Source organism: Streptomyces griseorubiginosus (genome assembly GCF_017614965.1).
GTDB lineage: Bacteria > Actinomycetota > Actinomycetes > Streptomycetales > Streptomycetaceae > Streptomyces > Streptomyces griseorubiginosus_B.
Genome location: NZ_WVUG01000280.1, coordinates 1 through 11,776, shown reverse-complemented (window position 1 = coordinate 11,776; position 11,776 = coordinate 1). Strand labels below are relative to the sequence as shown.

General features: G+C 72.3%; 12 protein-coding genes and 1 pseudogene. 7 read left to right on the top strand and 6 right to left on the bottom strand.

Translation table 11 applies throughout. The annotated features are described in order from the left end of the window. Window positions 1-137: 137 nt before the first annotated feature. Entirely contained in the window at window positions 138-1,175 is a 1,038-nt protein-coding gene (locus tag GRC12_RS34935; RefSeq protein ID WP_208783948.1) for a LacI family DNA-binding transcriptional regulator, read from the top strand. 38 nt (window positions 1,176-1,213) lie between these two features. On the opposite strand, the gene GRC12_RS34930 is transcribed toward GRC12_RS34935, so the two are convergent. Next, entirely contained in the window at window positions 1,214-1,999 is a 786-nt protein-coding gene (locus GRC12_RS34930) for a VOC family protein (protein ID WP_208783950.1), read from the bottom strand. A gap of 271 nt (window positions 2,000-2,270) precedes the next feature. Between GRC12_RS34930 and GRC12_RS34925 the strand changes: the two genes are divergently transcribed. Further along, window positions 2,271-2,519, top strand: coding sequence for a WhiB family transcriptional regulator (locus GRC12_RS34925; RefSeq protein WP_207929668.1), 249 nt, complete (start codon window positions 2,271-2,273; stop codon window positions 2,517-2,519). Between the two features lie 111 nt (window positions 2,520-2,630). On the opposite strand, the gene GRC12_RS34920 is transcribed toward GRC12_RS34925, so the two are convergent. The 3 genes from GRC12_RS34920 to GRC12_RS34910 form a co-directional block, all read right to left on the bottom strand. Next, window positions 2,631-3,605: an acyl-ACP desaturase gene (locus GRC12_RS34920; RefSeq protein ID WP_208783946.1), complete on the bottom strand. Its 975-nt coding sequence runs from the start codon at window positions 3,603-3,605 to the stop codon at window positions 2,631-2,633. A 212-nt stretch (window positions 3,606-3,817) separates the two neighbouring features. Beyond that, complete coding sequence (gene ddaH / locus GRC12_RS34915; protein ID WP_208783944.1) at window positions 3,818-4,594, bottom strand: dimethylargininase; 777 nt, start codon at window positions 4,592-4,594, stop codon at window positions 3,818-3,820. 97 nt (window positions 4,595-4,691) lie between these two features. Further along, entirely contained in the window at window positions 4,692-6,332 is a 1,641-nt protein-coding gene (locus tag GRC12_RS34910) for an ABC-F family ATP-binding cassette domain-containing protein (protein WP_208783942.1), read from the bottom strand. 333 nt (window positions 6,333-6,665) lie between these two features. On the opposite strand from GRC12_RS34910, the gene GRC12_RS34905 reads away from it, so the two are divergent. Next, window positions 6,666-7,286 (top strand): GOLPH3/VPS74 family protein, encoded by a 621-nt coding sequence (locus GRC12_RS34905; protein WP_208783940.1) that lies wholly within the window; start codon window positions 6,666-6,668, stop codon window positions 7,284-7,286. Window positions 7,287-7,337: 51 nt separating this feature from the next. Further along, the gene (locus GRC12_RS34900; protein ID WP_208783938.1) at window positions 7,338-8,171 is read left to right on the top strand and encodes an isocitrate lyase/PEP mutase family protein; all 834 of its coding nucleotides are present in this window, start codon (window positions 7,338-7,340) and stop codon (window positions 8,169-8,171) included. A gap of 3 nt (window positions 8,172-8,174) precedes the next feature. On the opposite strand, the gene GRC12_RS34895 is transcribed toward GRC12_RS34900, so the two are convergent. Next, window positions 8,175-8,588 carry an SsgA family sporulation/cell division regulator gene (locus GRC12_RS34895; RefSeq protein WP_133042054.1) on the bottom strand — a complete coding sequence of 138 codons (414 nt, stop codon included), beginning with the start codon at window positions 8,586-8,588 and terminating at the stop codon, window positions 8,175-8,177. Window positions 8,589-8,860: 272 nt separating this feature from the next. On the opposite strand from GRC12_RS34895, the gene GRC12_RS34890 reads away from it, so the two are divergent. Both GRC12_RS34890 and GRC12_RS34885 read left to right on the top strand, forming a co-directional pair. Next, on the top strand, window positions 8,861-9,913 hold the full coding sequence (locus GRC12_RS34890) for a WD40/YVTN/BNR-like repeat-containing protein (RefSeq protein ID WP_208783935.1): 1,053 nt from the start codon (window positions 8,861-8,863) through the stop codon (window positions 9,911-9,913). Window positions 9,914-9,964: 51 nt separating this feature from the next. Then, a complete protein-coding gene (locus GRC12_RS34885) occupies window positions 9,965-10,303 on the top strand; it encodes a plasmid stabilization protein (protein WP_208783933.1) in 339 nt (112 codons plus the stop codon). Window positions 10,304-10,313: 10 nt separating this feature from the next. Here the strand turns inward: GRC12_RS34885 and GRC12_RS34880 are convergent, their stop codons facing one another. Next, on the bottom strand, window positions 10,314-10,610 hold the full coding sequence (locus tag GRC12_RS34880) for a YciI family protein (protein WP_208783931.1): 297 nt from the start codon (window positions 10,608-10,610) through the stop codon (window positions 10,314-10,316). A 50-nt stretch (window positions 10,611-10,660) separates the two neighbouring features. On the opposite strand from GRC12_RS34880, the pseudogene GRC12_RS34875 reads away from it, so the two are divergent. Continuing rightward, window positions 10,661-11,344, top strand: a pseudogene (locus GRC12_RS34875) (endonuclease V); the annotation flags it as partial. Window positions 11,345-11,776 lie beyond the last annotated feature (432 nt).

The window sequence follows — 11,776 nt, the reverse complement described above, 5'->3', positions numbered from 1 at the left end:
ATCTGCTGGCGTGAGACCGGTCCCCGTGATCCGTCATCTCCTGGCGTGAGGCCGGGCCGTCACGATTCGAGAGCGCTCTCACCGGGCCGTCCCTCCGGAGCTATCCTGATCCGCACCCGCCGATGAGGAGCCTCGAAGTGACCGACACAGCGCCGCGTCCCACCCTGGAGGCCGTGGCCGCCCGGGCCGGGGTGTCGCGGGCCACCGCCTCCCGGGTGGTCAACGGCGGGGACGGGGTCAGGGAGCCGCTCGTCGCCCGGGTGCGCCGGGCCGTCGAGGAGCTCGGCTATGTGCCCAACCAGGCCGCCCGCAGTCTGGTCACCAAGCGGCACGACGCGGTCGCCGTGGTCATCGCCGAACCGGAGACCCGCGTCTTCGCGGACCCCTTCTTCGCCCTCCAGCTCCGCGGCATCAGCAAGGAGTTGACCGCCCACGACAACCAGCTGGTCCTGTTGCTGACGGAGGGCCGCGACGACCACGCCCGCGTCGGCCGCTACCTCGCCGGCGGCCATGTCGACGGCGCCCTGGTCTTCTCGCTGCACCTCGACGACCCGCTGCCGGGACTGATCCACCACGCGGGGGTGCCGACCGTGTTCGGCGGGCGCCCCGGCTGGAGCGACGGGCGCGGCGGTGCGGTGTACGTCGACAGCGACAACAGGGGCGGCGCCCGGGAGGCCGTACGCCATCTCGCCGCCCTCGGCCGCACCCGGATCGCGCACATCACCGGCCCCCTCGACCAGACCTCGGCGGCGGACCGGCTGGACGGCTTCCGGGACGTCATGGGCGACATCGATCCGGGGCTGGTCGTGGAGAGCGACTTCACCCCGGCCGGCGGGGAACGGGCGATGCGCCGGCTGCTGGAGCGGCACCCCGACGTGGACGCCGTGTTCGCCGCGAACGACCTCACCGCCGCCGGTGCCCTGCGGGTGCTGCGCGAGCGGGGACGGCGAGTGCCCGAGGACGTGGCCGTGATCGGGTTCGACGACATGGTGGCGGTCGCCGAGCAGACCGACCCGCCGCTGACGACGGTGCGTCAGGACATCGAGGAGATGGGACGGTTGATGGCGCGGCTGCTGTTGCGCCGGCTCGGGAACAAGGGCGTCGAGGCGGGCCGCACGGGCACGCCGTCCAGTGTCGTACTGCCCACGACACTGGTACGGCGAGCCTCGGCGTAGGCGCTCCCGTCGGAGGACCGGCCCGTGCCCCGCTCCCCTTACCCCTGGGGCGGTGCGCTCTTGATGACGGCGAAACGGGCGCCGTACGGGTCGGCGAGCTTGGCGAAGCGGCCCACGCCCTCGATGTCCGTGGCGGGCACGCGGACCGTGCCGCCGAGCCGCTCGGCCTCGGCGACCGTGGCGTCCGTGTCGGCGACCTCGAAGTACGGCAGCCAGTAGGCGCTGTCCTCGGACGGATCGTCGGCCAGCGGCACGAGCCCGCCGAACATCGAGTCCTCGCCGCCCCCTGCGGGGTTGATCGTGGTGTACGTGCCGCCCGGGAAGGGCACCGCCGCGGTCTCCAGGCCGAGCGTCTCGTGGTAGAACCAGGCCGCCGCCGCGATGTCCGGGGTGTACAGCTCGACCCAGGACAGGGAACCGGTCTCGTTCGCCCGGTCGACGCCCTTGGTGCGGCCCGGCTGCCAGATGCCGAACGGCACGCCCGCCTTGTCGGCGAGGATCGCCATGTGACCCTCGCCCATCACGTCCATGGGCTGCATCAGGACGCTGCCGTGCGCCTGCTCGGCGGCCTTGGCCGTGGCCTCGGCGTCCGCGCTCTGGAAGTAGACGGTCCAGGAGGGCGGGCCCTGCTCGGGCGTGGTCTGCATGCCGCCGGCCACGGTCTTCCCGTCCAGCTGGAAGAAGCCGTAACCGCCGGCGTCCGGTCCCGCCGACTGGAACGTCCAGCCGAACAGACCGCCGTAGAAGGAAGTGGCGCCGTCGATGTCGGAGGTACCGACGTCGATCCAGTTGGGAGCGCCGTTGACGAAACGGGTGGTGAGCATCATCGCCCTCCTCGGAAGGGTCCCGTTCTCTGTTCTGCCGAGTCTCGCACCGCCCACTGACAATGCGCTGCCGGAGCCACGCGGAGGACCGGAGCGGAGTGAGGGATGACCGTGGGTCACCGTTCGGGACCGCACTGTTTCCGCGTCGTTCCGCGCGCCGCCGTGCGCCGCGTGGTGCGCACACGTCACCATCGGGTGGCCGGGGGCCGTGAACGGCGCCGTTGATCCCGCGTTGATCGAACGTTTTTCGCCGCCCGGCACGATCCCGTCCATGCACATCGACACGATCATCCCGGCCGACCTCGACTGGCACGCCCAGGCGCTGTGCGCGCAGACCGGGGCGGACTTCTTCTTCCCCGAGCCGGGCAGCTCCGTACGCGAGGCGAAGCGCATCTGCGGCATGTGCGAGATGCGCCCGGCCTGCCTGGAGTACGCCCTGCGCAACGACGAGCGGTTCGGTGTCTGGGGAGGGCTGTCGGAGAAGGAGCGGCTGGAGCTCAGGCGGCACGGAAACCGGTGAGCCGCCGGGGCGGGGGAGCGGCTACGATCCGGGGGCGCACCCGGGCGTAGCGCAGGCGCTCCTTCCCGGCAGCCGCGGGCACGCCGATCCGCACCGGAGATTCGGCTGTCGTCAGGCCCCGGCCCGCGCCGCCATCCGCGCCTTGCGCGCCGCCAGCTTCTCGTCGAACTTCGCGGCCTCCGCGTCGAGCCCGCCCATGAACATCCCGAGTTCCTCCTGCGCCTGGCGGCCCTCGCCGCCGAGGCCGTCGATGTCCAGGACCTTCAGGAAGCGCAGCACCGGCTGCAGGACGTCGTCGTGGTGGATGCGCAGGTTGTAGACCTCGCCGATCGCCATCTGCGCCGCCGCCCGCTCGAAGCCGGGGATGCCGTGGCCGGGCATGCGGAAGTCGACGACGACGTCCCGGACCGCCTGCATGGTCAGGTCGGGGGCGAGTTCGAACGCGGCCTTGAGGAGGTTGCGGTAGAAGACCATGTGCAGGTTCTCGTCGGTCGCGATGCGGGCCAGCATCCGGTCGCAGACCGGGTCGCCGGACTGGTGGCCGGTGTTGCGGTGCGAGATGCGGGTCGCGAGCTCCTGGAAGGCGACGTAGGCCACCGAGTGCAGCATCGAGTGGCGGTTGTCCGACTCGAAGCCCTCGCTCATGTGGGCCATGCGGAACTGCTCGAGCTTGTCCGGGTCGACCGCGCGGGAGGCGAGCAGGTAGTCCCGCATCACGATGCCGTGCCGGCCCTCCTCTGCGGTCCAGCGGTGCACCCAGGTGCCCCAGGCGCCGTCGCGGCCGAAGAGCGAGGCGATCTCGTGGTGGTAGCTGGGCAGGTTGTCCTCGGTGAGGAGGTTCACCACGAGCGCGATGCGGCCGATCTCGGTGACGCTCGACTGCTCCTTGTCCCAGGCCTCGCCGTCCTCGAAGAGGCCGGGGAAGTTACGGGCGTCCGACCACGGCACGTACTCGTGCGGCATCCAGTCCTTGGCGACCTTCAGATGCCGGTTGAGCTCCTGCTCGACCACTTCCTCCAGGGCGTACAGCAGCCGGGCGTCGGTCCAGACGGCAGGGCTGCCGAGGTGCGGGGAAGTGATCGTCACGGGGACTCCAGGGGGACGGGCGACACAGGGGAATCACCGGCGAGCGGCGCCGGAACCTACGGAATCGTAGGCTACGAAGCCGTAGGTTACGATTCCGTAGGTTAAGCGCGCTGTAAAGATTGCTGATCAGGCCCGTTTCAACGGCGTCCGGGAGTGTCCGGGGAGTCCCAGGACCCGCAGGTCCCGGGGCCGAAAGGGTGAGGCGTTCACCCTCAGGCGTACAGCTCCCTCAGCCGCACCGAGAGGCATGTCACACAGCCTTCGAGCTTCTCGAACTCGCCGATGTCGACCAGAACGGGCTCGAAGCCGAGGTCGGCCAGCAGCTCGGCCGTCTTCGGCGCGCTCGCGGCCATCAGCAGTTTGCCGCCGCCGAGCAGCACCACATGGGAGCCGGCCTCCTCGGGCACGGACAGGAAGCGCGGGAACAGCGAGGGCCGGTCGACCTTCGGGATGTGCCCGATGACCGTCCCGTCGGGCAGCGCCGTGACCGCCGACTTCAGGTGCAGCACCTTGCTCACCGGTACGGCGACGACCTGCGCGCCGAGCGGTTCGAAGGCGGCGCGCAGCTGCTGCAGCCCGGCCGCGTTGGTGCGTCCGCCGCGGCCGACGTAGATCGTGTCGCCGATCTTCAGCACGTCACCGCCGTCCAGGGTGCCCGGGTCCCAGATCCAGTTCACCGAGCAGCCGAGGCGGGCCACGGCCTCCTCGACCCCCGTGGTCTCCTCGCGCCGCGACTCGGCGCCGGGCCGGGTGATCAGCGCCACGTTCTTGTACATGACGACCGTGTCCTCGACGAACACCGAGTCGGGGCAGTCGTCGGCCGGATCCACCTCGACCGTCTCCCAGCCGTGCTCCCGCAGCGCCTCGACGTAGCCCTCCCACTGCTCCAGCGCGAGGTCCGTGTCGACCTTCTCCCGCTCGATGTGCGTCACCAGACCTTCGGCGAGGCGCGGGCTGGGGCGGCGGACGAGGGCCTTCTTGCTGGGCACGACGGGACTCCGTATCGGCGGGACGGTGGACCGGGCCCCGTACGGGACCCGGTCCGCCATCATGCAGGGCGGATCCGCGCAGACAAAACCCCCACGGTCAGGCTGTGCCCCTGTTGAGACCGGGCCGGCCCACCTCCTCCGGCGCCGTCTCCCGCAGCTCGCCGTCGAGCAGGAGCCACCTGGTGATCCCGATCGACTCCAGGAACGGCAGGTCGTGACTGGCCACGATCAGCGCCCCCTCGTACGACTCCAGGGCCGTGGTCAGCTGCCGGACGCTCGCCATGTCGAGGTTGTTCGTCGGCTCGTCGAGCATCAGCAGCTGCGGGGCCGGCTCGGCGAGCATGAGCGCCGCCAGGGCCGCCCGGAAGCGCTCGCCGCCGGACAGCGTCGCCGCCTTCTGGTCGGCCCGGGCGCCCCGGAACAGGAAGCGGGCAAGGCGCGCCCGCACCCGGTTGTTGGTGGCGGCCGGCGCGAACCGGGCCACGTTCTCGGCGACCGTGAGCTCGTCGTCGAGCACGTCGAGCCGCTGCGGCAGGAAGCGGAGCGGCACCTGCGCGTGCGCCTCGCCCGACACCGGCGCGAGTTCACCGGCGATCGTCCGCAGCAGCGTCGTCTTGCCCGCGCCGTTGCGCCCGATCAGCGCGACCCGCTCCGGCCCGCGCAGATCGAGCCCGCCCGCCACGCGCGCGCCGTACGCGAGCTCCAGGTCCAGCAGGGTGAGCACGGTACGGCCCGGCGGGACGGCCGTGTGCGGCAGGTCGACGCGGATCTCGTCGTCGTCCCGTACCGCCTCCACCGCCTCGTCGAGCCGTTCCCTCGCCTCGCTGAGCCGTTCCTCGTGCATGATGCGGTGCCTGCCCGCGGACTCCTGCGCCGCCCGCTTGCGCGCCCCCATGACGATCTTCGGCTCGCGTTTCTGGTCCCACATCTTCTGCCCGTACCGCTTGCGGCGGGCCAGTTTGACCTGGGCGTCGGCCAGTTCGCGTTTCTGCTTGCGGAAGTCGGCCTCGGCGACGCGCACCATGCGCTCGGCCGCCTCCTGTTCGATCGCCAGCGCCTCCTCGTAGGCGGAGAAGTTGCCGCCGTACCAGGTGACCTCCCCGGAGCGCAGATCGGCGATCTGGTCGACGAGGTCGAGGAGTTCACGGTCGTGGCTGACCACCACCATGACCCCTGGCCAGGCGGACACGGCCGCGTACAGCCGCCGCCGCGCGTACAGGTCGAGGTTGTTGGTCGGCTCGTCGAGCAGCAGGACGTCCGGGCGGCGCAGCAGCAGGGCCGCGAGCCGTAGCAGCACCGACTCGCCGCCGGACACCTCGCCGATGGTGCGGTCCAACTGGATGTGCCCGAGCCCGAGTTCGCCCAGGGTGGCGAGCGCGCGCTCCTCCACGTCCCAGTCGTCGCCGACCGTCTCGAAGTGCTCCTCGGCCACGTCCCCCGCCTCGATGGCGTGCAGCGCGGCCCGCCGCGCCGCGATGCCGAGCGCCTCGTCGACCCGCAGCCGGGTGTCGAGCGTGACGTTCTGCGGGAGGTACCCGATCTCGCCGGCGACGCGCACCAAACCGTCGGCCGGGGTGAGCTGACCGGCGATCAGCTTCAACAGGGTCGATTTTCCCGACCCGTTGACGCCGACGAGCCCGGTCCGGCCGGGCCCGAAGGAGACGTCCAGACCCTCGAAGACGGGGCTGCCGTCCGGCCAGGTGAAGGAGAGGGACGTGACAGTGATGGAAGCAGACATTCAGGACCTCGCGGTTGCTCGATGCGGTCAGGGGCAAACGCGTATCGAGACACCGGCGACCACGGACGGCCGAAAGAGCCCTGCAAGGGAGGGGGGCATGAAAAAAGCCCTGCTCCGTCGGGGACGGCTCACCTGCCGAGGTCGCACACGGCACACACCAGGGGTGGGTGACACGGTGTCTCAGGACCTCAGAGGAGCAACGTCCTTCTCCGATCGACGGCAACAGAACCGTCACACACCGTATGAGCGCCGCCGAGCGCTGTCAACGAATTAACGTCACCCCGGATCACACCGCCGATCGCCCCGCCGATCGCACCGCACCAAGGAGACCTCGTGCCGCACGGTTCGCTCTCGCTCCCCGCCCGGCTGTGCCTGCTGGCCTGGGACTCCATGCCCGAGGCCATGGGCACCGCGCATCTGGTGCGGGCCGGGGCCCTCACCGAACTGGCCAGGCGTGGCCTGCTCACCGACGAGGACGGCATCGCCACCCCGGCCGACATGGACAGCCTCACCTCGGACGCGGTCCTCGACGGTCTCCTGGAACTCGTCCGTGAGTCCCGGCCGCACCGGTGGCCGACCTGGGTGACGCTGCACGCGCGCGTGACGTCCGACGCCGTACGCGAGCAGCTGACCGCCGACGGCTGTCTGCGGGCGGAGCGGAAACGGGTCCTCGGAGTCTTCCCCAGCGTGGATCACGTACTGGAACGCACCGACGTCGTGGAGTCGCTGCGGGAGGAGGCGCGAGGCCTCCTGGAGCGGACGTCGCCGGTCGCGGAGGTCTCGGAGGAGGAGGCGGCCGCCGTGGCCCTGGCGGTCGCGGCAGGACTGCCCGCGGTGCTGCCGGACGGGGACCGGGAGCGTCACAAGGATCGCGTCGAGGAACTGATCGGACGAACAGGGGTGAGCGGGATCCTGAGCGAGCTGTGCTCCGCCCTTGCGACCGTGCCGCATTGATGTCGGATTCCTGCCAGCCCCCGCCCTGCGACGGCTGGTTGGCTGAACCGCATGACGACGACTCAGCACGACCGTGCCCTCGCCTTCCGTGCCCTGCACGTCCCCGGTGATCCGCTGGTCCTGCCGAACGCCTGGGACATCCCGAGCGCCCGCGTCGTCGCGGACGCGGGGGCCGCAGCCGTCGCGACCACCAGCGCGGGCCTGGCCTGGGCCCTGGGCTTCGCCGACGGCGACCTGCTGGACCGTGACAGCGCCCTCGCCGCCGTCGCCCGCATCACGGCCGCGGTGGACGTGCCGGTCAGCGCGGACGTCGAGAGCGGCTATGCCAAGGACCCGGCGGGCGTCGCCGACACGATCCGCGCGGTCATCGAGGTGGCGGGCGCGGTCGGCGTGAACATCGAGGACGCGCTCCACGAGCCGGGAGCACCGGCGTTGCGTCCCGTCGCCGAGCAGGCGGAACGGATCGCCGCAGCCCGCGCGGCCGCCGACGAGGCCGGCCTGCCCCTGTTCATCAACGCCCGGATCGACACCTACCTCCGGGGCCCCGCGGAAGTGGCCCCCACCCTCGAACGCGCCGCGGCCTTCCTGGCCGCGGGAGCCGACGGGATCTTCGTCCCTGGAGCCGTCGACCCGGGGACGGTCAAGCTCCTCGTCGACGGCGTCGACGGACCGCTGAACGTGATGGCCGGCCCGGGCGCGCCGTCCGTCCCCGAACTGGCCGCCCTGGGCGTAGCCCGTGTGAGCACCGGATCCGCCATCGCCCAGGCCGCCCATGCCCTGGTTCGCGGTGCCGCGCGGGAACTGCTTTCGGCGGGGAGCTACGGGTCACTGGCCGGCGGACTGGACTACGGCGAGCTCAACACCCTGCTGGGCGGGGCACGTTGACGCTCAGGCGTCCCGCATCAGCTCCGCCAGGCCGTTGTCCAGGTCCAGCTGCAGGTGCTCCAGGCCGACGGGCACCAGCTCGTTCGCCGCGCCGAGGAAGCGCCGTACCTCCTCCGAGCGCACATGCACCACGGCCGTGCCCTCCGGGGCGTGGAACTCCAGGACGGTGCGGTCGTACCCGTACGGCCGCACCCGGACGTCGCCGTGCCCCTCCGGCTCCTCGAGGCCGGCCGACAGCAGCTCGCGCGAGAAGGTCCAGCAGACCTCCACGCCCTCCAGCGTGGCAGGCGCCGGGAAGGTCATTCTGACCGCGAACGGATCGCGGCGGTCGTAGTGCAGGGTGGCCGGGATGCTCGGCATACGCGGCGCGGCGGCCACGAGGCGGGCCTCGACGGGCTGCTCGATGACGGTGGACAACGCCTTGCTCCCTTGCTGCGGCTGGACGGGCCTGGCGGACGGTACGGTCCGGGTACTGCTAGAGACGCCGGAACCGGCCGATCCGTGCACATGAATGTCGAGTGACCTCCGTCACCGCGTTCATTCACAGAAGTGACGAGTCCCACCTCCCGTGCCCCGGTGGGCACTTGTGGCCCGCGCGGCCCTCTGGACGCCGTCCGGGCGGTCGGCTAGCTTCGCCCGCCATGAGGCGCTCGGGGAAGACACGAGGGACGAGACGGACGGTTCGGGCGATGGCGGCGGTGGCCGTGTGCTCGGCGGCACTGGCGGCCCTGACCGCCGTACCGGCGCAGGCGCACGAGCCGGGAGGCCGGGCACCGCACTGGCAGCTCAAGGACACCGGCAAACCGGACGTTCGCTTCCGCGGGCTGTCGGCCGTGGGCCGGGACACCGCGTGGGTGGCGGGAACCGGGGGCACCGTGCTGCGCACCACCGACGGCGGGGCGAGCTGGCGCGACGTCTCCCCGCCCGGCGCCTCGGACCTGCAGTTCCGGGACATCGAGGCCTTCGACGCGCGGCGGGCCGTGGTGCTGGCCATCGGCGAGGGCGAGGCGTCCCGCGTCTACCGCACCGACGACGGCGGCGCGACCTGGACCGAGTCCTTCCGCAACACCGACGCGGCGGCCTTCTACGACTGCCTCACCTTCTTCGACCCCCGTCACGGCCTCGCGATGAGCGACCCGGTGGACGGCCGGTTCCGCATCCTGTCGACGAGCGACGGCGGCCGCTCCTGGAAGGTGCTCCCCGGCAAGGGCATGCCGGCCGCCCTCGACGGCGAGGCGGGCTTCGCGGCGAGCGGACAGTGCCTGGTCGCGTCCGGACCGTCGGACGTGTGGCTGGCCACCGGAGGCGGGGCACGCGCGCGTGTGCTGCACTCCCGCGACCGCGGACTGACCTGGACGGCCGCCGACACGCCGATCCCGGCCGGCGACCCCGCCAAGGGCGTCTTCGCGCTGGCCTTCCGTGACCGCGTCCACGGCCTCGCGGTCGGCGGCGACTACCGCCCCGACCAGGCCTCCCCGCAGGCCGCGGCCCGCACCGGCGACGCCGGCCGCACCTGGCAGCCGGCCGACCGGCCGCCGCCGGCCTACCGCTCCGGCGTCGCCTGGCTGCCGCACAGCCGCACCGCCGCCCTCGCCGTCGGCCCCACCGGAACCGACCTCACCACCGACGGCGGCCGCACCTGGCGGACGGTCGACACGGGCTCGTACGACACCGTGGACTGCGCCGGCCATGGCTGCTGGGCGGCGGGGGAGCACGGGCGGGTGGCACGTCTGGAGCGGTGACGTGCCGGAATCCGGGTACCCGGGCACCGACTGCGAAAGGAGTGAGCGACGATGCCCGCAGGTTCCAGCCCCAAGCGTGAACGTCAGTACGAGCACATCAAGAAGAGCGCCGAGGACCGTGGCGAGAGCACCGGACGCGCCAAGGAGATCGCGGCCCGCACGGTCAACAAGGAACGCGCCCGGTCCGGCGAGTCGAAGACCGCCAGCCGCAGCTCGACGAAGGACATGTCCTCCAGCAGGCGCGGCGGCCAGCGGTCGGGCAACCGGACCGGCTCCCAGGGGCCGACCCGGGACCAGCTGTACAACGAGGCCAAGCAGCGTGGGATCGAAGGCCGTTCGAACATGAACAAGGACCAGCTGCAGCGCGCGCTGAACGCGAAGAAGGGCTGAGCCGCGCGCTTCAGCCCTCGGTCTCGCGGAACCGCTCCAGGGCCGGGGCCGTCCTCGTCGCGTCGAACTCGGTGACGCGGTACGCGCACACGCCGCCGGTGGCGAACGGGTCACCGGCGGCGATCTCCTCGGCCCGCGCGCGGTCCTCGGCGAGGGCGAGGATGATCCCGCCGTCGCGGGGGTTCTTGCGCCCGGCCAAGAGGAAGACGCCCTTGCCGAACTGCTCGTCCAGCCAGGCGACATGGGCCGGAAGCAGGGCGTCGACGGCGTCGAGCGGGGCGGTGTAGGTCAGCTCCAGTACGAACATGATCGCGAGCCTACGCGGCCCCGGCGCGGGACCGTAGGCTCGGTCGCATCATGACGACCGTACGCGTTCCCGCGGGCTGGCCCGCGACCGAGGACCAGGCCCGTGCCGTGCAGGACGAGTTGCGGGCGCGGGTGGTGCTGGACGAGGCCGGGCCGCCGCCCGGTAGGGGGCGGGTGACCGGCGTCGACGTGGCCTACGACGACGAGCTGGACCTCGTGGCGGCCGCCGCGGTGGTCCTGGACGCGGCGACCCTCGACGTGGTCGCCGAGACCACGGCGGTCGGCCGCGTCTCCTTCCCGTACGTCCCCGGCCTGCTCGCCTTCCGCGAACTCCCCACGGTCCTCGCCGCCCTGGAAAGCCTGCCGTGCGAGCCCGGCCTGGTCGTCTGCGACGGCTACGGCCTGGCCCACCCCCGCCGCTTCGGCCTCGCCAGCCACCTCGGTGTCCTGACCGGCCTGCCCACCATCGGCGTGGCGAAGAACCCGTTCACCTTCGCCTACGACGACCCGCCCGCCCCGCGCGGCAGCGCCTCCCCGCTCCTCGCGGGCACCGAGGAGGTCGGCCGCGCCCTGCGCACCCGGGAGTCCGTCAAGCCGGTCTTCGTCTCCGTGGGCCACCGCACCACCCTCGACAACGCCTGCGCCCACGTCCTCGCCCTGACCCCCACCTACCGCCTCCCGGAAACGACCCGCAGAGCGGACACGTTGTGCCGCCGGGCCCTGCGGGAGGCGACCTCGCCGGCCAAGCCGGTCGCGGACGCGGCGGCGGCCGATCCCACCCGGTCCTGGGGACGCGCCCTGTTCGAAAGCCGGCGCGACCCGGTGACCTGGGCGGTCCCGGTGCTCGCGGCGGCGGCCGGCCCTGACCCGGCACCGGGCATCCGGGCCGCCCTGGAGCTGGCCGCAGATCGCGACCGGTGGCACCGGGGACGCGAGGTGTTGGAACTGGTGCGGAGGGCCGGCCCGCTCGACAGCGAGCAGCCGGCCGAGCGGGAGCGGATCCTGTTCCGGCTCGCGGAGCTGGTGGCCAAGCTCGCCCACAACGTGGCGGGACCCCCGCCGTACTTCGACCACCACGCGGGGTGGGACATCGGCCCACTGGCCCGGCGTCTCGCCGCCATCACCGACGAGGCCGCCGCAAGGCTGCGGATCGCCGAAACCCTGGAC